The following is a 25110-nucleotide window of genomic DNA, read 5'->3' as shown; positions in this document are numbered from 1 at the left end:
TTTGTAAACTTGGCTAGAAACGATTTTTAGTCGATACTCGACGTATTTATCATCGAAGGAATAGTGACGCTAAAATGCACGGAATTTGATGCGAGTATTGTACGCAATTAGTTCGTAGGTATTTTGGCTTGTTTTATTGTAGTTGTTTTACGGAACATGTGAGTAATTATTGTAATTTCCTTCTGCATTCAATAATTAGCTTTTCAATGACTTTATCATCATAAAAGCCGAAAAATCATTCGTATTATATAAATGAAGATAGTGCAGAGCAGTTATCTGAATAAACAACAAGCAGGCTACGGATATCCGTAGCCTGCTTGCATATTTAAAAAGAGTAAAGTGATAATAATAACTTAAAATCAGTGATAGTAATCCATACTAGTCGATGCATTTACAATATGGTTTGTTCAGAATTTGTTTAATAGACCTATGATAAGATGCGTAAGGGGCCGATAATAGAAATACAGGTGAAAGTCATATTGCCTAATGGATTTAATTTTAACAAACTGATAGTTTGATGCTATAAATAATTGTGTTCAAGTAGGGGATGCGTGATAGTGAAAAAAAATATTAGCATTACTGTGACCATTATCATGCTATTTATTATCGTATATTTTGTTGGCAATGGAGATTATTTTGTTAGTAGTAGTCAGCAGATTGCGCAAAATGGGATAGTTACGATTGAAGAAAAAGAACTACAAGAAAATACTCTTTTAAAATTAGATGGAGAATGGTCGTTCTATCCAAATATCTTAATATCGTCAAGTGATTCATTTGATGCGTATGAGAGCGCAAAAATACTAATTGAGGTTCCGTCTACCTGGAATAGTTTTGTAGAGCCAAATGAGGAAGGACTTACTGTAGGAACATATCATGTTAAGATAAATGTACCAATTGAAGGGGAATATGGATTATACATTCGTTCAATTCACCAATCTAACCGTGTTTTCATAAATGGAGAAGTTGTAGGTGGTATGGGGAATCCGAGTGAAACCTTAAAGGACTTTAAGTTCGAAAATGATGATAAATATACGGTGTTTGCAAAAAGTGAGAATCAAATGCTTGATATTGTAATTCATGTCGGAAATTATAATTATCCAAAAGCTGGTATTACTTTTCCTATTGAGGTTGGAACAAAGGAAGCGATTCAAAGAGATTTTAGCATGAAAATTTTAGCAGAATCGTTTGTATGTATTGGTTATATTGTATTCGGTGCCATTTATATTATATCGTATAGTCAAAATCGGAAACGTAAAGAAGAATTGTTTTTGGGGTTATTCACTATATTATTCGGACTGTACATGTCGTTTACTAATGAAAAAATATTTTTACTAATTTTCCCTTATTTAAATATAAATGAACAATTGCGTTTGCAATTAGGGATTTTACCACTTGTCGATGCTTGTTTAGCATTTTTTCTCTATTATTTGTATCCGGAGTTTATGAGGAAAAAAGCAATTTATATTATTAGTATTTTATTAGGTTTTCTTTTTTTGATCTATGGGATTTACAACCCGATTACAAAAAATAGTATGATTATACCAATAGAAAATCTAGTTCTTTCAAAAATAATCTTTGCAGTAATTTTTATTCCTGTTGGGCTTTATAATGTGTTTGTGCTATTACGTGTGCTTATGAAAGGTGTAGAAGGTTCACGTTATATTCTAATTCTTTTAGTATCTCTTACTTGTTATACTTTTTTAATCGTAATGTATTATATTTTTGATATACCTATAGTTTATAGTGAACAATTATTGTTTATTTTTACACTATATAGTTTTGCATCTCTGCTTAGTTTTCGAGCAAATACATCTTTTAAGAAAGTTCAAGCGTTATCGGAAGAGCTATTGATGCATAATCAAATGAAAGATGAGTTTTTGTTGAAAACGTCTCATGAATTACGTACACCTTTAAATGGCATTTTAAATATATCTAAGTCGTTAATGGAAGGTGTACAAGGACCATTAAAGCGTGAGCAACAAGAAAATGTCATTTTAATACATAGTGTCGCACAACGTTTAGGTTATTTAGTAGAGGATTTATTAATTTCTTCGAATCATATGACTGAAGAAGTTCGTGTTATGCCTCGTGTTGTTCCGATAAGCGTAATTAATGAAGTAATAGAGGAAATTCGTAGTTTAATGTCGAGTGATACAACCATAAGATTAATGAGTGTAGTAGATTCAAATTTACCCCATATGTATACAGATGAATTACGATTGAAACAAGTGCTTTATAATTTACTCTACAATGCTCTGCAGCATACAAAACATGGACAAATTACAGTCTTAGCTAGTGTACGTGATGATTATATGGAAATACAAGTAAGCGATACTGGAATTGGTATACCTTCACAAGACTTAGATCGAATTTTTAATTCCTTTTATCAAGTAAAGAAAGGTAAAAATAGTGGGGGACTTGGGTTAGGATTAAGTATCTCAAAAAATATAGTAGAACAGTTAAATGGGGAAATTCATGTAACAAGTACATTAGGTGTTGGAACCATTTTTACTTTTACGGTGCCGCTTGCCACACACGAAAAACTAGATATTGAAACACAAAAACAGATGGGCAATCGAGCAGAAAATACTATACTACAGCTAAATTTACCATTATTGCATAAAGGTAATGACAAATCCATACTCGTTGTTGATGATGATCATGTGAATATAAAAGTACTAGTGGACGCATTAATTCAAAAAGGCTATACCGTTATTGGGGTAGATAATGGGTTTGATGCGATGGATTATATAAAGAAACATAAAGTAGATTGCATGTTAGTCGACTTAATGATGAATGGTATGTCAGGCTATGAATTATGCAAACAAGTACGAAAACAATACGATATGTTGGAATTACCGATTATTGTTTTAACAGCAATTATGCAGCATTCAGATTTAGTGTTATCTTTACAAGTTGGGGCAAATGATTATCTGCCAAAACCGATTGCGATGGATGAATTACTAGTGCGTATTCAATCATTACTAGCAGTTCGTCAATCTTCCATTGATGCGATTGAGGATGAAATGAATTATTTATATGCGCAAGTAACTCCTCATTTTGTCTACAATACACTTAATACTATTATCGGCTTAAGCTATACAGATATAGAAAATACACGAGAGGCGTTATACAGTTTAGCAACTTATTTCCGTGCCAAGCTGAATGTCCATTATCGTAACAGCATGGTTTCTATAGAAGATGAAATAGACCTTGTAAAAGCATATCTCTATATTGAAAAAATGCGCTTTGGTGATCGTCTTACAGTTGCATATGATATTGATGAATCCATTCAATCTTTGATTCCAGCATTATCAATTCAGCCTATAGTTGAAAATTCAGTTTTTCACGGAATTTCGAAGAAAAAAGAAGGTGGTACTATAGAGGTGAGTGTGCAACGAGAAGGTCAATTTATACGTATAAAAATTTATGATAACGGGATCGGTATCTCAGAAGAAAAGTTGCAACGATTAGTAAATGAAGAAAACTCACGTATTGGATTTACGAATCCGTTGAAAAAATTTAAGCTTATTAAAAATGCCAGTTTGCGTATATATAGTGAAGAAGGTAAAGGAACTACTGTTATTATTCTATTACCAGAAGGTGATGCATAGTGAATATAGTCATAATTGATGATGAAAAAATGGCAATAGATGTGTTAAGAATTATGCTAGAAAAGCTTACACAATTTACGTTTTGCATTAAAGGTACGTATACAAATGTAAGGGATGCATTTGCACTTTTTGAAAAAGAACGAGTAGATGTCGTTTTTTTAGATATGGAGATGATTGACGTTCATGGGTTGCAAGTTGCCAAAAAGTTACTAGTTAAATATCCAAATATGCAAATTATTTTTGTGACAGCCCATGCGAAGTTTGCTGTAGATGCTTTTGATATAGAAGCAACAGATTATTTATTAAAGCCAGTTCGAGAAAACCGTTTATTGAAGGCAGTGACAAAAGCACAGCAAGTATTTAGTCTACGGCAAGAAATGCAATCTAAAAAAAATGAATTACATATGTATGCACATACTTTTGGTAGCTTTCGTCTATTAGATGTTCAACAGCAAATTGTGAAATGGCGTACAAGAAAAGTAAAGGAATTGTTTTTATATTTATGGTTTAATCGAAATAAGCCGCTATTAAATACTGTAATTATGGAAGAATTATGGCCAGAAGCAGAGATAGAGAAAGCTGGGGCTAATTTACATACATCCATCTATCAATTACGCAAAATTTTGAAGCAAAATGGTAGTGAAAATCCGATTCTATTAGTAAATAATCATTATCAATTAAATATCGAAATTGCTAGTGATTATGAGGAACTATTACAGTTGTTAGAAAGAGAGCATTATGATGAACAAGCAATGCAACAATTATTAAATTGCTATGAAGATGATTTTTTAGCGGAGGAAGAATATCATTGGGCGATTCAAATACAACTTCGCTTAAAACAAAGCGTATTACATTTATTAGAAATGTATATCGCTCATACGAATGAAATTAATCCATTGCTAAAACTAAATTGCCTACAAAAGATGCTAGAGATCGATGAATTTAATGAACAATACATGTTTTTGCTCTTGCAATTTTTAATCGAGAAAAATAAAAAACAAGATTGTACACAATGTTTTGATATGATCCAGCAAAAGTTACAGGAAGAGTTAGGCGTGCCAGTGCCAGATAATATTAAGAGTATGTATGCTGAATACATGATACGCGTATAGAAAGTTACGCAAATCATTGCTTTCATCTTCATTGCTCACTTTTTCACTTTGTTAAAATAGAACTGAAAAAAAGGTAAGGTTGAATTAATAAAATACTTGTATATGAAAAAAAGTTGATTTTAATTTTTTAAACGACCTAATCGTTGCTTTTTTGTCAAAAATACTCGAAAATTGTTGAATTGTTCAGAAATTGTTCAACAAAGCCTTTTAAAATAGGTTCATGATTAATTAAAAGGTTGGAGAGGGAGCAAATGTTGAAAAAATTGCTAGAAAATCGTATCGTTAATTTGCATTGTATGAAAACCTCATTTCAGCAAAATGTTTACTTAATACATAATTCTGTAAAAGTCTTAGGAATTGTAGCGAAATCCATGCGAATTGAAAATGAACAAATTATTGCTGGGTACATAGTCGACAGTAGAATATTTTTTAAAAGTATGCAATATGGGCAAACCACTATCACGTTAACGGATGATATAAACGAAACAATTTTAGAGCTATTTGTACATCCTTCTGGTGAAATAGTAGTAGAGGTGAAACCATATTTAGGTAAAGCAGAAGTTGTGCTTGCATACTATCGTACGATTTTGGCAGACACTGCAATTGCGATTGACTTAAAAGGTGCATTAAAACATTATTTAGTGGCACATCAACTAATGCAAGATGAGGACTCAATTACTGAGGTACATTATCAATCTATGCATCCTAATGTATTGAAAGATTCATACGCTGGCAATTTTACTTTAGGCTGTCACCCAAATGGGAAGGAGATTACCTGTGCCCAAGAGTATATATTGGCGAACCGTATGGCAACATTACAATTTTCAAAGATAGTTATTTTACAACAGGGCATAAAGAAAATCATCATCTTAAAAACGCTGTTAACTTTCTTAATTACGAATCATGTGTTTGTAAGTTCAGAGATTATCAATAAGAACCTATCTCAGAAAGAAATGGAAGTAAATAAAGGAACGTTAGTGCTTGTATAAAAAATAGCCAACTGCCGAAATATGGCAATTGGCTATTTTTTATATTATCTTTTAGGCAAATTGGGATGGGATGGTAATCCAAGCCGCTTATAAAAACTTAAGTACTCAATTAATATTGAGCTTGGACTTGCTTATTTCAAGAATATACCACTAGCTAATAGTAAATTAATTATAGTAGTCTGAATTGCGAAAAAATATTGAAAATCATGTGATTACTATTTATAATCAAATTGATTTATATTATAAAGGAGATGATGAAGGAAATGAAGAGACTAAGTATTTTGTTGTGTACGTTAACATTAGTTTTTGGATTTTTTGCATTTTCAGGAATCTCTATAGCTACCGAAGAAACAAGCTTTAACGATGGTGAGAAATTTACACCAGTAACAGAACCAGTAACGGATCCAGTATCTGAACCAGTAACAGAACTACCTCTTGGTTTTGACATCAATAAAGAATATGAAGATGGGGAAATCATATCAGAGACAATCACTAAATCTGATATTAATCCACGAGGTTTTTATCTTTATGCAGATGCATCGCACCAAGTGTACTATACATTTAATAGCTCTATCCCAACATTGTATCCTTACGAAAAATGGATTGATGGCTATTTATATAGTGGAAATCTAAAATTACAAGGAGCAGTGCCAGCGGGAAAGGGTTATTTAGCTACATATAGTGGAAAGATTTCTACATTTGTTAACTAAAATAAGGATTTGCTATAACAATAAAAGCCACGTTCATTTATTTGAGTGTGGCTTTTATGATTAGGTTTCAAACAAAAATCTATCATATAAGTCATCAAAATAAAGACTAGGCGCTCATGTGAGTACCTGGTCCTTTTTGATTATTCATTTTGCAATTCCTTTTCACGTTCCTCGATCAGCTTTTTTAATTCATTTAAATCATCTAATCCACAATATTTATTAATGTATGTTTTAGCTGCACTTTTAGCGGACTGTTTACGTGTCTTTTCTCTATTGCGTTCTCGATATGCCTGTGTAGCCTTTTTTTGTGCGTCTGTTGTTTTTTGCTCAGCCATATAATTAGTCACCTCTTTTCTTGATAAAGTATAGAACAATGTTCACTACTGCTAAAATTAAACAGATTGAGTACAGAACAATCATAGGGTAGTCATAGAATTATTATATACCAAGGTATATAATAATTACAAAAGTTTTTATTTGTTTATTTAACTATTTTCCAAATAAATTACTGATTTAATCAAATGAAAAAAGTTACTCGATTGAGTGATTAGTTTTGAAATGCTTGATGTTCAAAGTAATTATTAACGACGTTTGGAACTTAATCAAGAAGTTTTCCCCATTGATTTTAATTAAGGTTTCTTTATTGATTTCGAAAGACATAACTATACCGTCTTTTTCATTTCAATACGTCACTTATATCGGTGGTCGATAATCATGTTTCAAAATAATATTTAATTAACATGGTGTAAATAACTTCACAATATATATATATGTAATGTATAATATAAATATCCTAGGTATACATGAAGTATTTTTGTAGAAGCTATTTTTTAAAAGTTTGAGAAGAATATATAATTTTGAAAAGGATGATTAAAATGGGACGTTTAACAGGTAAAGTAGCAATTATCACTGGTGCAGCACTAGGGATGGGAGCGTCGGAAGCTAAGCTTTTCGCAAGTGAAGGAGCAAAAGTAGTCGCAACGGATATTAGAGATGATTTATTAAAAGAGGTAATTAGTGAAATTAAAGAAAACGGCGGAGATGCAATTGGATTAAAGCATAATGTTACTTCTGAGGAAGAGTGGAAAAATGTTATTCAGGAAGCTATAAACCATTACGGTAAGGTAGATGTACTAGTCAATAATGCTGGAGTAGCCAGTCCAAAAACGATGACTCAAATGGAAATGGATGAATGGAACAAAGTAATGGATATTAATTTAAACGGCTGTGTACTTGGGATGAAATATGTAATTCCAGAGATGCAAAAAGCCGGTGGGGGTTCTTTAATTAATATTTCATCTATTGGTGGGATAGTGGGTATGGCTGGATCAAGTCCATACACAGCTGCAAAAGGGGCATTACGCTCTTTATCTAAATCAGCTGCTGTAGAATATGGAAAAGATAAAATAAGAGTAAATTCCGTTCACCCTGGTATTATTGAGACACCTATGACTGCTGATTCCTTTAAGGACGCATTACCATTCTATCAAACGTTCACTCAGCTTCCTTATTTCGGAAACCCAGAAGATGTTGCTTACGGAGTACTATTCCTTGCATCTGATGAATCACGTTTCATGACCGGAGCGGAATTAGTTATTGATGGAGGTTGGACAGCCATTTAATATAAAGCTGGTGCCACATGTGCTAATAGAAAAACAATAATTATTTTATAAACTACAAATCAAGTAAAAAGTCGATCATATAGTTGAGCGGCTTTTTATTTTACTCATTTTCAGTGAGCGATTCGTCTCTGTTTTTCAGAGGATTATGTTTGTAAGGTCCTTTAATAGACAAATTCATTAATTGAAATGCCATTTCATGTTCTGAATAAGGTAGGTTATTTTTAATCCACCATATAATAACTTCCAAAAAGGCAGATTCCACATATTTGATTATTAAATCTCTTTTAGCTGTAAGATTTTGCTCATTAGGTTCGATTTGGTTAATCCCTTCAGAAACAAACTCATGTATTATTTCTAAAAGTCCCGAAGCTAAATAAGGAATGCGGTTAGTAACTAGGAAGGCTTTATAAAATGAGAAATTGTCTGCAATATGTTGAAATAATTGAACAAAACTTGGATGAGGGTATTTTTCTAAATAATCAAAGTTATCTAAAAGTGATATTTTGACACTTACTTTTTCACGCAAGTCACTTAAAATTTCATCGATACATTGTACCATAAGCTCATTCTTATCTTTATAGTGAAGATAAAAGGTAACACGTTTTACTGTTGCTCGGTCAGAAATATCTTGTACTTTAATTTCCTCAAAGGCTTGTCCTTCCATTAGTTCAATTAATGCCTGCTTTAATAACCTTCTAGTTCTAATTACACGTGGATCAATTTTTTGTCTTGTCATGAATTTCTATCCCTTTACTATATGATTATGTTTTGAATTTTTTTAATATTATTGAATTCCCACATCACAACGATGCTCTTCAATTACATTATTAGGACATCTTAATGTTTATTTTTATGTGTATTAAGAAAAATTGTTCAGTAGCTACTTTACATAATATACCTCATCAACCTCCGCTAGTCGATGGACTTGTATTATTCCAAAAAATAATACCTCGTTACTACAATTATGCATAGTAACGATAAAAAAGACAATTACTTATGTATGTCAAAATGAAGTCAGTGTGAATCCAAACTCTCTACTATATTTACGGGCCGTTACTATTTCAGATCCTGACCTTGGGGATATAAAAATCCAATTATTACTAAATGGCTATATATGCATAATAATCCAATGATGAAGGAATACTTGATTTTTTTAAAACTATTAAAACTAACTAAATTAATTTAATAGAAGTTTTACAGTAAATTAGTGTTATTTCACATTTATGGATAGGGAATATGACCTTTTTGTTAAATACATAATTTGTTAACTAAATAAGTCTACGAAAATTATCATTTAATGATAATTATCTATTCAATCTGTAGCAAATTTATATTAATCTATTATTCGAATTACAAATTAATAATAGGAGGAGATAATATTGGGAATTTTAGAACTAAATAATTCAAAAGGTAAAATAAAGCTATTATTGGTTGCTCTTTTCTTTGCATTTCTGGCATTTATGCTTTCAACTGTATCTGCTGAAGCTTCAAGTTATAAAGAAGGCGATATTTTGTTTACTACTAGTACAAGTTCATGGGGGTTTACTGGCCATGCAGGAATAGTAGGTAGATCTGCTGATGGGAATTTGTATGCTGTACATATTCCAGGTCCAAATCAACCAATACAAAAAATAACTTTAACCCAATGGGAAACTAGATACCCAGTTACAGAGGTTTGGAGACATACCAATCAAACTGCGGCTCAACAAGCTGGACAAAAATCAATGGATTTTATTCGTTATTATGGAACTGATACATCTTACATAGCTCCATATTCAATCTTCTCTGTTGCAGGATTAACTTATGCAGACAAATCAGAAACATACTGCAGTAAGTTAGTTTGGCAGAGTTACTATTACGGTTCGGGATTAAACTTAGGATATAAACCAGGTGGAATGGGGATTATCAGTCCATATGCACTTAGAGCTTTACCAAATATGTATAAGGTATCAGGAAATATCTAAAACTAACTTTAAACGCTCTCTATAGAATTCTATAGAGAGCGTTTTTTTATGACTTAAAGTAAAATCATAATAATGATAAGGAAAATAAGAATTAAGAAATAAGAATTATTGCAGATTGGATGGAGAGAATGATTGTGAAAGAAACTACGAGCAATAACTGATTTACTGAACAATAGGAGAAAATTAACAAATGAGGGTATCCATTACTTATTGGAAATGAAGAATTTGTGAAGAATTATAGTTTAACTAACGGATGCTTAGAGGAAAGGTGTTGAGCTATTCAGATACTCTTTTTCCTACTCAATTAATGGGTGGTTTTCTTTAAAAAGAAAATCAAAAAATTAAGGACTACCCAATATTCATAATATCCTATGCTTTCTATGCTTTCGGATTGAAATGCAACAGGGATTATAATCAAATTTTTCTATATAGAATTTAATTTGGCATACTAAATAAGAGCATGTTTTGATTAATCTTTTTTCAAAACGTGCTCTTTTGATTTGTTCTCTTTTCAAGGTTCATACAAAGCTTAGTTCTTCTCTCTTACTTTTTCGTAAGAATTGTTTTAGAAAGCATTTTCTGTAGGTAAGGGAGCACCACAGTCACTCAATTAAAACAACACTATACAAAATTTGAAAACTATAAAACAATTAAAAGTAAATTATTTTTTTCACTCAATATTCAAGTAATTTACTTAGTTTTTAATACTATTTTATAGTAAGTTTTTACAGTTAAAAAGTAATAGATAATGTAAACACCTGTGTATACACCAATACATATAGCAACAGGAACGACTAAATTGGTTTGCAATAAGTTTGATAAAGCTGTTAAGGCAACAGCACTATGCGCAATTCCAGCAAGTAATGGTATAGCGAAAATAAACAAATTTTGCTTGGCTATGGATTTGTAAATTTCTTTTTTCTTTACACCAATTTTTAGTAAAATTTCGTAGCGTCCTTTATCTGATGTAGCTTCTGTTAATTGCTTAAAGTAAATGATACTACCTGTTGCTGCTAAGAAAACTAGACCTAGAAAACCACTCATGAAAATCATTAAACCTGAAGTTTCTAAACCACTTGAGTAATCTGAATAAAAATTTGAGAATTTAGCTTCGTCAGGTAAAAAGGACTTTATTTCATTTGTTAATTTCTCTGCATCATCTTCATTTTTGATTTTATAAACCTCCATGTCCAGAGGGGGAGCTACTTTTACTAATTCAGTAAATAACTCGTCACTGACTACAATGACATTAAAAACGGTATTGGAGTTTAATACGCTATATTTCTTTAAATCAGTAAATGCTATTTTTTGTTCAAACTCATTGACTTTAAAAGACACCTCAGTACCTATATATTTGGGTGAATAGCCTTCCATGTATGCCGCATCTAAGGCAGTAGCCTGATTTCCTTTTAATGAAAGAGAATCCTTTCGATTCTGATTATTAGCTAATTTGTTAAAATCACTTGCAGAAATAAGCGTATAGGGCATATCACCATAATTATACAAATTTGTAGTATCTACATTTACTTCAATTGTAGGAATCGTTTCATGGTACATAATCTGATGATCAATATCATTAGAAATCGTTTCCTTTACCTTATTAGATACGGTATTGTCGGTCACAGTAAACATGAAACTGTTTGGATTTGCGATCTGTGTATTATGTCTGTTGTTGTAATATGAGCTATAGGACGTTCCAACTGCAGATAATGTTGTAGCACTTAATACTGCAATTATTGTTAAAGTTCGAGCGTTGCCCTTAATTCGATATAAGAGCTGTGATATCCCAATAATATTAATGCCGTTCCAGTAACTCTTTTTATTTTTTTTAGCCAATTTTAACAGATAAACAGTTACTGAATTGAATAGGAGATACGTACCTATGATGACAGTTGCTAAGATAATGAGAGGGGTAATTGCCATACCAAGCGTTTTCCAAATACTTGATGTCACTAAATTTTGTAAAGCAATCCAGTATCCTATACCAATAAGAAGAATGGACAATAATGCTAAGAAAAACGATGCTTTCGGCTCTGGCTCACCCTGTTTTTCTGCCTGAAATAAATCAATTAGTTTAAAACGGTAAATAACTCTGTATCCTTGAAATGATGTGAATAAAGTAATAATCATAAATACAATGATTGTGTTAACAATCGCTGCAAAGGAAACTGAAAAGTTCACCAAGGTATCATGTCCCATTACCTTCATTAATAGGGATACAAAGTACTTCGAAAGTATTGATCCAAGAGCTATTCCGATTGCAAGTGCAATAATTCCTAATGTAAAGTTTTCGTAAAACAACATCTTGCCAATTTGTTTTTTACGAACACCAAGTAACGAATAAAGTGCAACTTCTTTTTTCCGTTTTCGTGTAAAAAAAGAATTTGAATACCAAATAAAAATGGCTACGAATATCATTAATACAACAGACGCAGCACTAAACGCTGCGCTAATTTTTGGTGAACCTTCAGAAGTAGCTAAGATTGTTTTATCATATTTTAAAGAAACGAATGTAAAATAAATCACAATACTAAAAATCATGGATGCGAAATATAAAAAGTAGTTACTGAAATTATTCTTCATATTTTTTTGAGCGATATTAAATAATGTCACTATGACCACCTCCGAGAGAAGCGAGTACATCTAAGACGTCTTGGAAATATGCTTTACGTGTTTTCTCTACTTTATGAAGTTCCTTGTAAAGTTTTCCGTCATTAATAAATATCACTCGTTTGCAAAAGCTAGCAGCGTATGCATCATGTGTCACCATCATGATAGTTGTATTATTTTTTTTATTTAAAATGCTGAGGCTTTCAAGTAAATTAGTTGCGGATTTTGAATCCAAAGCTCCTGTTGGTTCATCCGCTAAAATCAAGCTTGGACTTGCTACAATTGCCCGGGATGCAGCTACACGTTGCTTTTGTCCACCGGAAATATGATACGGATACTTATTTAAAATTTCACGAATGCCAAATGAATCTGCAATATGATCGACGCGTTTTTCAATCTCTTTTTCTGGCACTTTAGCAAGTGCTAGCGGAAGTAAAATATTTTCCTTCACCGTTAATGTATCAAGTAGATTGTAATCTTGGAAAATAAATCCTAATTTATCGCGACGGAAATCTGATAATTGTTCATCGTCCATCATCATAATTTTTTTACCATCAATAATGATGTCTCCTGATGATGGAATATCAATAGTTGAAAAAATATTTAATAAAGTAGATTTTCCAGCTCCAGAAGGGCCCATGATCCCTACAAATTCACCTTCATTAATTTCTAAGTTAATATCTTGTAATGCTCTATATACATTATCTTTAGAACCGAATTCTTTCTGAACATTTTTTGCTTGTAAGATTTTTTTCATAATTGTATTTTCTCCTTGTAGACTAATAGTTTTTGCATATTTGTTATCTAATTTTTGTCTACAAAAGTTAGAATACACTTTCAACATTACATACATTTTAGTTAAACCTTAATTCGACCTTAACAAAACCTTAAATTGTTAAAGAGTTAGCTTATTATTCACAGTTTGAAGAGAAAGAGGAGTTAGTTTGCTGTATGGTTAAATAAAACCTTCGATAAGCTTTAGAATGACGGTTTTTAATTTTAATACGGCTTCCAAAATAGGGATTAAAATATCATAAGAATAAATGGAAGACAAACTAAACGGTGGCCATTATTTTATCTAGACATAAATATGACTAGGTACTATGATAAATAGAAAATGAGGGGGCTCACAGTGGGGAAAAAACTATATTCACCAGATTTTAAATTAGAAATTGTTAAACAATATCGCCTCGGCACCGCTGTAAGTAAATTATCAAGCGAATATGGTATATCAGAAGTGACGATTTATAAATGGATTAAACTATATGCACCTGTTGATGGGATGGTCGACATGACAAAGGCAGAGGTATTAAGCGTGCAAAAAGAAAACGAGCGTTTAAAGCAGGAAGTAGATATTTTAAAAAAGGCTATAACCATATTCGCAACCAAATAGCTGAAACAGATATAATTGACTATATAGAACGAGAAAGTGAAAAATATGCTGTGAAAGTACTTTGTGAGCTACTAGGCTTGCCGAAAAGCTCTTATTACAGCGCATTGCAAAAAAATGTAACAGTACCTACAAAGTCAGCATCAGAGGTATTATTAGAGGAAATTGAACAGATTTTTATTGAAGATGGACAACTTTACAATGGTGCACAGCTATATGACAGATTAAAAAAGCGAGGCTTTCAGGGGAGTTTGCGGAAAGTGCAGCGGGTGTTAAAAAAAGCTAAGGAAGCACAAGTAGTAGAAGTGCAGGAGCCAATAGTAAATATGGGACTTGAAACAACAGAAGCGAACGAAAAGTGGGTAGTCAATATAAGTTATGTACCAACGTGGCATCAAGGGTGGGTTTATATGGCATCTATTATAGATGTACATACAAAGAAGTTAATAGGCTTTAGCTTTGATCGATCAGTTAGCGAAAGCTTAGTTGTGGAGGCACTAAAGAAAGCGTATGCCCAATTTGCTATGCCAGTTGTATTGTATACAAGCCTACAACCAGCGTTTATTGAGCGCTGCAAAAAAGCAAGTAAAGAAAACGAATTGTTACTACCACCAATTGTTTATAAAGATTATTTGTATGATGAGGAATGTTTACAAGCAATTGTGCCGTTTTTAACGGGTACGGAAAATCGACTGCTGCGAGGTCATGCTTCTACCCGCTATTTAAAATGAACATAATGAGAAGATGAAAGCTTCCTTACTTGGTATATATGATGCCATGTAAGGAAGCTTATTTTGTTAGGCTTTATATGATGTTGTAAAAGTTAATTTAAAAATGTCCAAATGATTGACGTTTTCTGAATAATTAATTATATTCAAAGTATATTAAATCTACAAATCTATTAGGAAGGAGAATTCTAAATGAAAGTGATGTTATTTGCAGGACCAGGAAAAAAGAAAATCTCCTGAAGTAGACAAATTATGTGTAGTGAAAGATAGTGATGCAGTTGTTCGGTTTGGGCGTACATATCTTAGGTGATGTACCTGCTGTTAAAGAGGGGACAATCTTAGTCAGGGGGGGTATTGGAGTCTAACTTTTTCGGCATGAGGGGCTACTACACTAAGAAGTTTAAAATGAAGAATTAGACCTTTTTAAAAAAGAGAATGATGTATACCCTCATTTTTTTCAATCCGTTTGGAATGGATCGTCCTAAAGTAGTAAATAAAGTGATCGACGCTGGAAGAATTAGAAACATATCATCAGTGAGCAAAATTTATTGAAGAAGGGATGATATTGACTAAAGACTAGTTTTCCTGAACTGACCTAGTTATTTGAAGCAAATATAATACACCCGTTTAGGCTACTTTCTTTCAATTTTCTATGCTATCTTCTTTAGTAGAAAAATTTACAGGTTAGTAATATTTATCGAGATTTTGTTGTAATATTTAGTGAATTCATACTGTGTTGGAACAACAAAACTAGTGGAGGATTTTTATGAAAAAACTGCTAATGTCTATTATTACTTTTTCACTAGTTTTAATATTAACATTTTCTTCTTCCCAGCTAGAATCCGTTTCGGCTATTAATACTGGTTATTTAATAGAACCCTTGGGGTATGATGATGATGTGCGTGCTTGCTCAGGAACCTTCAGTAGTTCTGATGGACGCTCTTATGTGATAATACAAACAAACGCTAGTTCAATTAATCGTTCACTACAATGGGGATTTTACATAAGACCAAGTGCTTATGAACTATTCAGACCTGGAGTAAATGTAAGTATGAGCGCATCTGTAAATGGTGTTCGAATTAATCCACCATACGCGCCTCACTATGAAAGTCCGAATTATAGTTTTCATGGTAGTATGAAAAATTATCAGGTATTAGGTGAAAATTATGCTCTTAAATCGGGTGATATAGTTAACTTTAACTGGTTTGCGCTTAACCCTACCGCGATTAACGGTGTTAAAAATACTACACTGATTTTCCTTGAATGTGCAGTAAAATAAATTTACTAGATAGAAGGATAAAAGATGACACTTAGATGGAAACGAGAAAATATTATATTCGATAGTTTATACGAAGCAGATGTATGGGCCGATTCAATAGGAAATGAAATGTATGCAAGACTGTATGATGGTTATGACACACCAGATTATAAAATAGCTTATTCATTAGCATTTAGACTTGCTCAGATGAATGAATTCAGAGTTTTTGCAGAAATGACAATAGATAATGATAGAAGATATAAAGTTTGGGTAAAATAGACTGCGTAGAGGTCATGCTTCCATCCCCTATTTAAAATGAACATAATGAGAAGATGAAAGCTTCCTTACTTGGTATATATGATGCCATGTAAGGAAGCTTATTTTGTTAGGCTTTATATGATGTTATGAAAATTAATTTAAAAGTGTCCAAACGATTGACGTTTTCTGAAAAATTAATTATATTTATGGTGAATTAGGATTTTATAAGCCTAATCAAAATCTATTGAGAGAGGAGACATTCTAAATGAAAGCATTAGTATTTGCGGGACCAGGTAAAAAGGAATTGCGTGAAGTTGAAAAACCACGTGTAGTGAAAGACGGCGATGCAGTCGTTCGTCTTGTGAAAACAACAATTTGTGGTACGGACTTACACATTTTAGGCGGCGATGTACCTGCCGTTAAAGAGGGGACAATTTTAGGTCATGAAGGTATCGGAATCGTAGAAGAGGTAGGCGCAGGCGTATCAAACTTCAAAGTGGGCGATAGGGTCATTATTTCTTGCGTGACTTCATGTGGTAAATGTCATTATTGTAAAAAATCATTATATGCACATTGTGAAGACGGTGGCTGGATTTTAGGTCACTTAATCAATGGTACTCAAGCAGAATATGTTCATATACCACATGCAGATAATTCTCTTTACCACATACCTAAAGGGATTTCAGATGATGCTGCTGTCATGATTTCTGATATTTTACCAACAGGTTTGGAAATTGGTGTATTAAATGGTCAAGTTTCACCTGGTGATGTAGTAGCCATTGTAGGTGCTGGTCCAATCGGTATGTCTGCATTATTAACTTCGCAATTTTATTCTCCTTCTAAAATCATTATGATAGATCTCGACGATAACCGTTTAGAAGAATCCAAGAAATTCGGTGCGACTGATACAATCAATTCACGTGATGCACAAGCTGCAATTGATAAAATTTTTGACATTACGGATGGTCGTGGCGTGGACGTCGCGATCGAAGCGGTGGGCTATCCTGCAACATTCGATATTTGCCAACGTATTTTATCACCTGGAGGACGTTTAGCAAACGTAGGTGTACATGGCAAACCTGTCGATCTACAATTACAAGATTTATGGATTCGGAACGTTACAATTTCCACAGGCTTAGTGTCTACAAGCACAACGCCAATGCTAATTAAAACTTTGGAAACAGGGAAAATTAAGCCAGAGGGATTAGCAACACATCGTTTCAAATTTGAAAAAATGATTGAAGCATACGAAACATTCGCTAATGCCGCGAAAGAGAATGCATTAAAGATCATTATAGATTTTGAATAATCGAGAATTAACATAAAAAGTCCTCAGCGGGGACAAGCTCCATAAATTTGGATTAAAAGTATAGAAAAAAGGTGCCTACAAGGTGCTTAAATAAATATAAAAAGAAGCATTCTTCTAAATTAGCATTTCAAGCTAGATATAACAGTTTAATAAACACCGTATATAAGTGTATAAAAATATGAAACCATGTATGCCGTCGGTAGGTAGTGGAGTAAAAGGTGACACGTACATGGGCAGTTGTGAGAACGAATTAAAAAGGACTTGCATAGATGCAGATAAGTCATCCATGCAAGTCCTAACGCACCTTATAGGCGCAATAAGGAATTTCTATTGAAGTAATCGGATATCAAGTGATAGCGTATAATACGAACGGGATGTCAAAAAAGATTGCTCGAAGCACTAATTATTAGTACCTTTGTTCACCCATGCAGGAAATGTTCAATCTTTTTTCGTACAACTGCTGGGGGTATTAGTTGGATATGTTCACCTTTATCGTCACATGTGAAAATGCCTTTGAAAACTTCGGGCATGGCATTGTACTGATTCTCTAACTGTTCATTAAATTGTTTAAAACAGTCATAAGGATATTTTTCTAGCAGGTAGGGTAACAAAAAAGCTGACCTTAAGATTTCATATTCCTGATAATTATATGGTGTACTGTCTGGACGCTTCTTTAAGATTTCCAACATCTTATTCATCAAAAGGGCAACCTCTTCTTCGCTTGCAAAGGCAGCATATCCTCGAATGGCAGTAAGCCGCATATCCAAATATCGTTCTTTTTTAAAGGCTTTTAGGAAAAAGTCCTTTCCATCCTCAGGCAAGTCAAAGACTAATTGCTTTAATAAAGTATTGCGTTTTGCAATATCCTTTGTATTAAAATATGTTTCCATATATCCGTTTTTTTCGTCCAAATATCCTATCTCCATTCATGAGCTTGTCGTTACAACTTATTTTTCAAGGTTGCTTCAAGCACCCCTTTTCTTTTTTCCACGTCTTTTCGTGAATAAGGTTATTAAGAACACTATCTAATTACTAAACAGATTCTTTTTCTAGTAGTTTCAAATGATTACGGTACTTTGAGTAACTTTTAACTAGCAGAGCAATTAGAATCTAACCTAATTTTTTAGAAGCTTTTATATTCTTGGCGAACAATTTGAATAAAATCATTTAAGTAAGGCGGTATATTTTTATCCTTGTGCCAAGCTATTTCTGTATAAATTGGGTTTAAGTTTAAAGCGATTGGTAGTTCTATTAGTGTTCCACTAATAAGCTCTTTTTCTACTACCATTTTAGGAAGTAGAGAAATACCTAATTCTGCTATAACACATTGTTTTATAGCTTCTATACTGACAAATTCAATGATATGCCTTGGAAAGATGCCTTCTTGCTGTAACTTATTTTCAAATTGTGTTCGGTAAGAACAGCCTTTTTCAGTTAATAATATCGTTTCTTGTGCTATTTCTTCTAATGATAGCTTTTCTGTATGATTCAAATGATGGGTTGGGGATACAACTAACACTAAATCCTCTTCTAGTAACGTTTCAGTATAGAGTGTTGACATTATCTTTCGAGTATCGGTGATGAATGCCAAGTCTAAATGATCAGTTTGGAGTAGGTTCTTTGCAATTTCACTCGCATGGACTGGTTTAAAGATTAGTTCCACTTGAGGATGTAGCTGCTTAAATGCCTTTAGTATTCTCGGTAGTCGATATGTGCATTGACTTTCTTGAGCACCTATTGTTAAAAATGCGTTTAATTCGCTATCACCTGTTACTGCATACCGCATTTCTTCGTCAAGCTGAATTATTTTTTCGGCATATTGTGTTAATTCTATTCCTGCTTTTGTAAGGTATATTCGTTTGCCTAATCGCTCAAATAATGTTGTTCCTAACTCATCTTCTAATGATTTTATTTGTGCGGTAATACTTGACTGTGCGTAATCTAATATTTTGGCAGTTTGAGTAAAGTTTAACGTCTTTGCTGCGGTTAAGAATGTTTGTAAATGTTTAATTTCCATCTTTTTCACCTCTAAATCGAAATTTACGATTGATTCAATCGGTTTATTCAGCTTTATCGATAAGTTACGTAATTATATACTACAATTATTAAATAAGGATAGATAGGGGTATGACACATGAAAATTGTAACTTTTATTGGAAGTTCAAGGAATGGCGGAAATAGTGAGCTATTAACAGATATAGTACTAAAAGATATTACGCATAAAAAAATTTATTTAAAAGATTTAGATATTAGACCAATTGAAGATTTACGTCATACAAAAGATGGATTTCAAGTAATTAAAGATGATTATGATAATGTGATTGAGGAATTACAAAATAGCGACATTGTAATTTTTGCAACGCCAATATATTGGTACAGCATGTCGGGAATAATGAAAAACATGGTTGATCGATTTAGCCAATCAATACGAGATAATCGTTTCCCTGATTTAAAAGAACGATTAAAAAAAATACGAACAATCGTCGTAATCGTAGGTGGTGATAAACCGAGAATCAAGGGCTTACCACTTATTCAGCAGTTTCAATACACATTTGAATTTTTAGAAATGTCATTATGGTCATATATTATTGGGGAAGCAAATAAACCTGGCGAAATCATGGATGATAAATACGCATTATCACAAGCTGCTTTGTTGAATGAAAATATAAAGTCACTGCTTTATAAGGAAGGGGAGTAAATGAAGCAAATATATAAACTTCATTTAAAGTGGATTAGTACTCTTAATAAAGTGTAGATAGTTTAGTTTGAACTACCATTTCAAATGATTTAGGCAGATTCATAGCTCAAACTGCTGTAAACTTTGGCTTCGTAAGTTTAGTCAAAATAATGGCAGTTGAGCTGATGTTAGTCAATTATTCAAATTTAAATAGAGAGGATAACTGTCAGATGCCTGAAAGATATGTTAAGTGGTAAAATCTTGTTACGAAGTGAATTTTTAAAAATGAAGTAGCATTTTGAGAAAATATATAGCAAATGAGGTGAACTCAGTAGAACCAAGTGGGTTATCATTTTATGCAGAGATGAATCATAATGACTGGAGCTCTTGGATAGAAAGGTTTAAATTGGAAGCGACAAAAGTGGTAGGATTTGAAGTTGGTGAACCCGAAGATGGATTTATCTAAAGATAGAAGGTCGAATTTGTGATTTGATAATTAAAAATGGATATATAGGATATTTCGGGAACATTTTTTGAAAGGGCATTATCGGGGAGAGAGGGGTAACTGAATGTCAATTTTACTAAAAGCATCATTTGTTTATTTTAGTATTGACGACGAGACCGTATTAATTGGATTTGCAGATGATGAATTTGAGACAAAGGAATATGTGCTATTTCAAAAGTCATTATGGATTGAAGACATACCCGTCTTAAATAACGTTCATATTACTATTAATAGTGAAAATAGATCAGCGTATGGGGAGATATTAAGGATAATACTTAGTCGAAAGTTTATTTCAATCTTTTTATCAAAAGATACTGCAAGTTCACTTGGCGTATCTGATTCCATTGATATTGAATATGATATAGATGAAAAAGAATTCAAAATCTTAATAAGTCACATTCAAAAGCTAAATGTAAATCAAGACATAATAATTGAGGTTAAGTAGAGTTAAGCCTTCAATTGAAGATGTATTGACGTTTATTGGTACAGCGATGAAAGAGATCATTAATAATCTCATTGAAATATCGATTAATTATACTAGCAGTTAACTGATTTGAAGAAGAAGTATTATGTTGGCATAAGTTAAAATCAGAGACCTTCGTATAAACCATATCCACGCTTCATGTACTCCCCACCTTTTCCTCTTATAAGAAATCTCTCCTTATAAATATATTCTAAACTATAACTTTGTAGAGGCTTGAAGGTAGAGCTTAGCACCTTCTTATGACACTATACTCATGGGTGCAGGAAATAGACAAGAAATGAATAAGTGGTAAAATTTAGTGATAAAGTAAAATGAAAAATCAGACGTAAGGAGAGAAAACAAGATGGGCAAGAAGAAAAAGACCTTACCGAAAAATTTTGATGAACTAATTGAAGCAGGGGATATATCAGCATTAAAAGAGGTATTTATGAAATGCGATTTAGATGCTCGTGGCGGTTACAGCAAATCAACAGCCTTGAGCTTTTTCAATATACCCGATGAATTGGTTCGCTGGCTCGTGGAACAAGGTGCTGATATAAATGCTAGTGATAGATACGGAAGAACGGCTCTACATAATCATGCAATAAGTTGGTGCGGTAATATTGAATTGCTGCTTGAGTTGGGTGCAGATATAGAAGCCTTTGATTATCAAAATGAGACACCTTTATTTGCAGCTGCAGCTTCTTTTAAGCCAAATGCTGTTCACACGCTGATTGCTAACGGGGCAAATAGTAGCGCAGAAAATAAGATGAAACAGACGCCCTTAGAAAAAGCTTTGGCAATATGTAAAAATATTGATATCGTCAATATGGCGAAAGTTGCCGATATTTTGCTTAATGCTAGAGTAACAGTAACGCAGGAAATGAAAGAGTCTATTAAACGAATTGGAACGGACTTTGAATTTCATAGAGAGGGCTTTAATAAAGATTTCTTAAATCAAACAGATGAGGGACTTTTACATCTATATGAGCTATTTGATGTTACTCCAGTAGGGAAACGAAATACTCACGATGGCGCCTCTCCAATAGAAGTAACTACAAAGGGATGGCAAGCACAACATAATGAACTTTGGAGTTTATTAATTCCATCACAAGGACAGGCGAAGACCGTACAAGGTGAGGTTATCCGTATTACTGGTAAAGTATCATACGAAATTTTAAATAACGGCGCAATCAATTGGGATAATCAATATCGTAAAATGCTTAGTAGTCTAAACCATTACTTTAGCATGGGTACACCATTAAATGATGCTGCACTTCAGGAGGCAGAAGCATTAGTAAAAGCACTTCGCAATGGACATGGTCGTGATGAACCAGCGAGGCTGTGTGAACTGGCAGTGTGCTGGGTACTCAGTAATTTGAATCCTATAACTTTGCAACAGCCCGAATATAAGCGATAACTTTAGTACGGCGATGGCACAACACTAAAACATATTAAAAGGGGATGTATTTCAGAATGAGTTATGATGTCCATATCGGAAAGCTAATAAATGGTAGAAGAGAATTGGAAGGTAAAGGTATGTTTCTACTATGCTCAACAGATCAAACCATTCAGGAAATCTCGACATTTAGTCCACAAGAAGGGATATTCATTAGTAGAAGCGCTATTGAGAATGCGCTTTACGATTTCTGCAAATCTGCAATATCTAATTATATTGAAGAAGGAAGTAACGAGGATGTGTATACCTTCTCTATCTATACTGATAGCTATAACGGTAGTTATTTAGTGTACATGAATAATCGAGCCTCTCTTGACGAAAGTGTTACTGATTGCTACGCACATTATCAAGAAAAGTATATTAAAACTGGTGACGAAATTTATAATCAAACTAGAGAACAGGTATATAGTTCATATAAGTTTAGTGAAGGCGATTATCCCTTTATGTTTGAAGAGATGCCTGAATGCCTTGAAAGCTATCTCCAAGTTTTTAGTTGCATTAGCCAAGAAACGCCTGAGTATTTAAGCAATGCGGAGAACTATATATTTGAGAAGACGATAATAGATTCGGAGCTATTCTTAATCGCCATTGAAGTTATTCATCGATTGCAGAACGACCTAAAACAATTGAATCGAACGGAGGACTTCATTGCCTACGTATCAGCAGCGGATGGCGTTGGTGGTGATTATTTAACACTAAGCCAACTCATAAGGAAATGTGTGCCCGAAGACCAATTGTATAAAGCAATGCCTGACTTGAAAAATAAAGATTTGGAATTTCGGACTGCTGTCGATGCAATACATCAGCTTCCCCTGGATCAGCAGGTAAAGCATTGGGTTAATGTTATAGAAGGAGGAGAGTTTGGTGAAGGCAGCATGAAAAGCTTTTGGCGAACAGACTTTGAAGCCTATAAACAGCTAGTGGAGCTTGGAGGGCAAGTTATCCCATATATTAAAGCGTATTTGAATGGTGATATTAAAAACGAGAGCATGGATATTTTAATGTTGGTATTAGAAGATTTAGAAGAACAAGCCGACACCCGATAATATCATTAAAAAATCGAAGAAGTATAATTTGCGAAATTGTTATGATACAAAAACAATCCTTTATCTTTAAGGGGGTAATCAAGTATGGTGGAACGAATACCTTGCAAGACAGAAGGCTGCAGCGCAACAATTTTGCCGAGCACCGCAGCCAAAACAGGTGGTATTTGCATGCCGTGCCATCAAGAGCAGGAACGAAAAAAGCAACAAATTTATATTGAGCAGCACCGCAAAACGGTAAATCTCTACGAAGGCTTAAAAGATCATGTTGATATCCTGAAGGTGATGCATGCACCGAAAAAGTATGACCCACTTATCCAGTATGTTTCGTATCCGTTAAGCATGGAGCATATGTACATATCTTTATCAGACCAAGAAGCGGACTGTATGCTGAAATATGCAATGGAATTACTCGCTAGTAACAATGAAAGTGAAGCAGAGGATATTTTATTATCTCTAGTGTGCTATCGGGATGATAATATATCAGATGCTTTGCCTGAGCTTATAGAGCGCGGCTTGTTTGATAATCCGATTCTTTATAAAGATGCACCACAAGGCATACGAAATCTGCTTTTAGAGCAGGTGAAATGGGATGAATACAACCGAAATCATCTCCTCCTAGTACTTGGCTGGATTGGAGATACTGTTGTTACAGAGCAGTTTCGGGAATGGCAAATGCAGCCACCAACATGGGCGGAGCAGTTGTTTGTAACGCCTGAAACGTACGCACTTGATGGAGGATGGGAGCTTACCCCAGACGGAAAGAAGCGTAATCTAATTAACCATTTATGTTATGCAATTAGGCAAGCAGACCAACAGTTGGATAATCTAAACGAAGACCATCATGCTCATTTTCTAGAGTCAAGCCATTTAACGTGTCCATGGTGTAACAGGGAGTTAACGAAGTTGATGGACGTAGCTACCTCCCATCCGTCATTAAAATATCTCAACTTGCAGATGGAGAACCTACAGGTCATAACCTGTGATGTATGTGGGGGCTTTAGCACAATATACATGGAGCTAGATAGTCGTGGCGTGCCTGTTTGGAGCCGCCATAATAAAAAACCTGCTTATCTTCCTGATATCGATGACCTAAGCAGTGAAGCGGAAACCGTACCTAGTTTAGTCCTTTCACATAAACCGCAATCACCGTATTATGCTGCAGTTTGGACGATGTCACAATTTGATTCGCAGATTGGTGGCCATCCAAGCTGGGTACAAGAGCCGGAGTATCCGCTTTGTCCTTGTTGTGAACGAAGAATGCAATTCATTGGGCAGATTGATTATGCTGATTTCGACGAATATGCAGAAGGTATTTTTTATATGTTTATATGTCCAGAAGACAGTATGACAGCAACGGTATATCAGCAAAGCTAAAAACTGTTCACGCTTTGTTGTA

23 protein-coding genes are annotated in these 25110 nt (G+C 33.6%); 17 read left to right on the top strand and 6 right to left on the bottom strand.

Annotation, left to right across the window (positions count from 1 at the left end):
* The first annotated feature begins 557 nt into the window (after positions 1-557).
* The 4 genes from ACIP9G_RS21710 (at position 558) to ACIP9G_RS21695 (ending at position 6425) form a co-directional block, all read left to right on the top strand.
* Entirely contained in the window at positions 558-3614 is a 3057-nt protein-coding gene (locus ACIP9G_RS21710) for a hybrid sensor histidine kinase/response regulator (RefSeq protein ID WP_401022224.1), read from the top strand.
* On the top strand, positions 3614-4726 hold the full coding sequence (locus tag ACIP9G_RS21705) for a response regulator (protein ID WP_401022222.1): 1113 nt from the start codon (positions 3614-3616) through the stop codon (positions 4724-4726). Before ACIP9G_RS21710 ends, ACIP9G_RS21705 begins: the two co-directional genes overlap by 1 nt.
* A 251-nt stretch (positions 4727-4977) precedes the next feature.
* On the top strand, positions 4978-5715 hold the full coding sequence (locus ACIP9G_RS21700; protein ID WP_401022220.1) for a hypothetical protein: 738 nt from the start codon (positions 4978-4980) through the stop codon (positions 5713-5715).
* A 263-nt stretch (positions 5716-5978) separates the two neighbouring features.
* Positions 5979-6425, top strand: a complete 447-nt coding sequence (locus ACIP9G_RS21695) for a hypothetical protein (protein WP_401022217.1) — start codon at positions 5979-5981, stop codon at positions 6423-6425.
* 140 nt (positions 6426-6565) lie between these two features.
* On the opposite strand, the gene ACIP9G_RS21690 is transcribed toward ACIP9G_RS21695, so the two are convergent.
* Positions 6566-6760, bottom strand: coding sequence for a hypothetical protein (locus ACIP9G_RS21690; RefSeq protein WP_401022215.1), 195 nt, complete (start codon positions 6758-6760; stop codon positions 6566-6568).
* A 540-nt stretch (positions 6761-7300) separates the two neighbouring features.
* Here ACIP9G_RS21690 and ACIP9G_RS21685 point away from each other — a divergent pair.
* Positions 7301-8047 (top strand): SDR family NAD(P)-dependent oxidoreductase, encoded by a 747-nt coding sequence (locus tag ACIP9G_RS21685; protein WP_401022213.1) that lies wholly within the window; start codon positions 7301-7303, stop codon positions 8045-8047.
* A gap of 100 nt (positions 8048-8147) precedes the next feature.
* On the opposite strand, the gene ACIP9G_RS21680 is transcribed toward ACIP9G_RS21685, so the two are convergent.
* A complete protein-coding gene (locus ACIP9G_RS21680; RefSeq protein ID WP_401022211.1) occupies positions 8148-8783 on the bottom strand; it encodes a TetR/AcrR family transcriptional regulator in 636 nt (211 codons plus the stop codon).
* A gap of 643 nt (positions 8784-9426) precedes the next feature.
* Here ACIP9G_RS21680 and ACIP9G_RS21675 point away from each other — a divergent pair.
* Positions 9427-10011, top strand: a complete 585-nt coding sequence (locus ACIP9G_RS21675) for a hypothetical protein (protein WP_401022209.1) — start codon at positions 9427-9429, stop codon at positions 10009-10011.
* Positions 10012-10701: 690 nt separating this feature from the next.
* Here ACIP9G_RS21675 and ACIP9G_RS21670 read toward each other — a convergent pair.
* Both ACIP9G_RS21670 and ACIP9G_RS21665 read right to left on the bottom strand, forming a co-directional pair.
* Positions 10702-12624, bottom strand: coding sequence for an ABC transporter permease (locus ACIP9G_RS21670; RefSeq protein WP_401022206.1), 1923 nt, complete (start codon positions 12622-12624; stop codon positions 10702-10704).
* The gene (locus ACIP9G_RS21665) at positions 12611-13378 is read right to left on the bottom strand and encodes an ABC transporter ATP-binding protein (protein WP_401022203.1); all 768 of its coding nucleotides are present in this window, start codon (positions 13376-13378) and stop codon (positions 12611-12613) included. The genes ACIP9G_RS21670 and ACIP9G_RS21665 overlap by 14 nt, the downstream gene beginning before the upstream one ends.
* 375 nt (positions 13379-13753) lie before the next feature.
* On the opposite strand from ACIP9G_RS21665, the gene ACIP9G_RS21660 reads away from it, so the two are divergent.
* The 5 genes from ACIP9G_RS21660 to ACIP9G_RS21640 all read left to right on the top strand — a co-directional run bounded on the left by ACIP9G_RS21660 (position 13754) and on the right by ACIP9G_RS21640 (position 17564).
* The gene (locus tag ACIP9G_RS21660; RefSeq protein ID WP_401022201.1) at positions 13754-14014 is read left to right on the top strand and encodes a transposase; all 261 of its coding nucleotides are present in this window, start codon (positions 13754-13756) and stop codon (positions 14012-14014) included.
* 50 nt (positions 14015-14064) lie between these two features.
* Positions 14065-14742 carry a DDE-type integrase/transposase/recombinase gene (locus ACIP9G_RS21655; RefSeq protein WP_401022198.1) on the top strand — a complete coding sequence of 226 codons (678 nt, stop codon included), beginning with the start codon at positions 14065-14067 and terminating at the stop codon, positions 14740-14742.
* A gap of 763 nt (positions 14743-15505) precedes the next feature.
* Positions 15506-16018, top strand: a complete 513-nt coding sequence (locus ACIP9G_RS21650) for a hypothetical protein (RefSeq protein WP_401022195.1) — start codon at positions 15506-15508, stop codon at positions 16016-16018.
* Between the two features lie 24 nt (positions 16019-16042).
* A complete protein-coding gene (locus tag ACIP9G_RS21645) occupies positions 16043-16276 on the top strand; it encodes a hypothetical protein (protein WP_401022193.1) in 234 nt (77 codons plus the stop codon).
* Positions 16277-16520: 244 nt separating this feature from the next.
* Entirely contained in the window at positions 16521-17564 is a 1044-nt protein-coding gene (locus ACIP9G_RS21640) for a zinc-dependent alcohol dehydrogenase family protein (RefSeq protein WP_340823217.1), read from the top strand.
* Positions 17565-17983: 419 nt separating this feature from the next.
* Here ACIP9G_RS21640 and ACIP9G_RS21635 read toward each other — a convergent pair whose 3' ends face one another.
* Positions 17984-18475, bottom strand: coding sequence for a hypothetical protein (locus ACIP9G_RS21635; protein WP_401022191.1), 492 nt, complete (start codon positions 18473-18475; stop codon positions 17984-17986).
* A gap of 212 nt (positions 18476-18687) precedes the next feature.
* On the bottom strand, positions 18688-19581 hold the full coding sequence (locus ACIP9G_RS21630) for a LysR family transcriptional regulator (RefSeq protein ID WP_401022189.1): 894 nt from the start codon (positions 19579-19581) through the stop codon (positions 18688-18690).
* A gap of 117 nt (positions 19582-19698) precedes the next feature.
* On the opposite strand from ACIP9G_RS21630, the gene ACIP9G_RS21625 reads away from it, so the two are divergent.
* The 6 genes from ACIP9G_RS21625 to ACIP9G_RS21600 all read left to right on the top strand — a co-directional run bounded on the left by ACIP9G_RS21625 (position 19699) and on the right by ACIP9G_RS21600 (position 25088).
* Positions 19699-20262, top strand: a complete 564-nt coding sequence (locus ACIP9G_RS21625) for a flavodoxin family protein (RefSeq protein ID WP_401022188.1) — start codon at positions 19699-19701, stop codon at positions 20260-20262.
* A gap of 277 nt (positions 20263-20539) precedes the next feature.
* Positions 20540-20707: a hypothetical protein gene (locus ACIP9G_RS21620; protein WP_401022186.1), complete on the top strand. Its 168-nt coding sequence runs from the start codon at positions 20540-20542 to the stop codon at positions 20705-20707.
* A 103-nt stretch (positions 20708-20810) separates the two neighbouring features.
* Positions 20811-21191 (top strand): Imm10 family immunity protein, encoded by a 381-nt coding sequence (locus tag ACIP9G_RS21615; RefSeq protein ID WP_401022183.1) that lies wholly within the window; start codon positions 20811-20813, stop codon positions 21189-21191.
* A 382-nt stretch (positions 21192-21573) separates the two neighbouring features.
* Positions 21574-22629, top strand: a complete 1056-nt coding sequence (locus ACIP9G_RS21610; RefSeq protein WP_401022181.1) for an ankyrin repeat domain-containing protein — start codon at positions 21574-21576, stop codon at positions 22627-22629.
* Positions 22630-22685: 56 nt separating this feature from the next.
* Positions 22686-23714, top strand: a complete 1029-nt coding sequence (locus ACIP9G_RS21605; protein WP_401022178.1) for a hypothetical protein — start codon at positions 22686-22688, stop codon at positions 23712-23714.
* An 84-nt stretch (positions 23715-23798) separates the two neighbouring features.
* Positions 23799-25088 carry a DUF1963 domain-containing protein gene (locus tag ACIP9G_RS21600; protein ID WP_401022176.1) on the top strand — a complete coding sequence of 430 codons (1290 nt, stop codon included), beginning with the start codon at positions 23799-23801 and terminating at the stop codon, positions 25086-25088.
* The last annotated feature ends 22 nt before the right edge of the window (positions 25089-25110 follow it).

Origin of the sequence: Lysinibacillus sp. NPDC093197, from assembly GCF_044754025.1 — a bacterium.
In the GTDB taxonomy this organism is placed as follows: domain Bacteria; phylum Bacillota; class Bacilli; order Bacillales_A; family Planococcaceae; genus Lysinibacillus.
The sequence above is the reverse complement of the archived record's forward strand: the minus strand, read 5'-3'. Positions and strand labels throughout refer to the sequence as shown.

Excerpts from the sequence above, each read along its gene's own strand:
- ACIP9G_RS21690 (WP_401022215.1), bottom strand. The coding sequence starts at position 6,760 with ATGGCTGAGCAAAAAACAACAGACGCACAAAAAAAGGCTACACAGGCA.
- ACIP9G_RS21625 (WP_401022188.1), top strand. The coding sequence starts at position 19,699 with ATGAAAATTGTAACTTTTATTGGAAGTTCAAGGAATGGCGGAAATAGT.
- ACIP9G_RS21680 (WP_401022211.1), bottom strand. The coding sequence starts at position 8,783 with ATGACAAGACAAAAAATTGATCCACGTGTAATTAGAACTAGAAGGTTA.
- ACIP9G_RS21630 (WP_401022189.1), bottom strand. The coding sequence starts at position 19,581 with ATGGAAATTAAACATTTACAAACATTCTTAACCGCAGCAAAGACGTTA.
- ACIP9G_RS21600 (WP_401022176.1), top strand. The coding sequence starts at position 23,799 with ATGGTGGAACGAATACCTTGCAAGACAGAAGGCTGCAGCGCAACAATT.
- ACIP9G_RS21695 (WP_401022217.1), top strand. The coding sequence starts at position 5,979 with ATGAAGAGACTAAGTATTTTGTTGTGTACGTTAACATTAGTTTTTGGA.
- ACIP9G_RS21605 (WP_401022178.1), top strand. The coding sequence starts at position 22,686 with ATGAGTTATGATGTCCATATCGGAAAGCTAATAAATGGTAGAAGAGAA.
- ACIP9G_RS21640 (WP_340823217.1), top strand. The coding sequence starts at position 16,521 with ATGAAAGCATTAGTATTTGCGGGACCAGGTAAAAAGGAATTGCGTGAA.
- ACIP9G_RS21645 (WP_401022193.1), top strand. The coding sequence starts at position 16,043 with ATGACACTTAGATGGAAACGAGAAAATATTATATTCGATAGTTTATAC.
- ACIP9G_RS21685 (WP_401022213.1), top strand. The coding sequence starts at position 7,301 with ATGGGACGTTTAACAGGTAAAGTAGCAATTATCACTGGTGCAGCACTA.
- ACIP9G_RS21700 (WP_401022220.1), top strand. The coding sequence starts at position 4,978 with ATGTTGAAAAAATTGCTAGAAAATCGTATCGTTAATTTGCATTGTATG.
- ACIP9G_RS21650 (WP_401022195.1), top strand. The coding sequence starts at position 15,506 with ATGAAAAAACTGCTAATGTCTATTATTACTTTTTCACTAGTTTTAATA.
- ACIP9G_RS21615 (WP_401022183.1), top strand. The coding sequence starts at position 20,811 with ATGTCAATTTTACTAAAAGCATCATTTGTTTATTTTAGTATTGACGAC.
- ACIP9G_RS21665 (WP_401022203.1), bottom strand. The coding sequence starts at position 13,378 with ATGAAAAAAATCTTACAAGCAAAAAATGTTCAGAAAGAATTCGGTTCT.
- ACIP9G_RS21610 (WP_401022181.1), top strand. The coding sequence starts at position 21,574 with ATGGGCAAGAAGAAAAAGACCTTACCGAAAAATTTTGATGAACTAATT.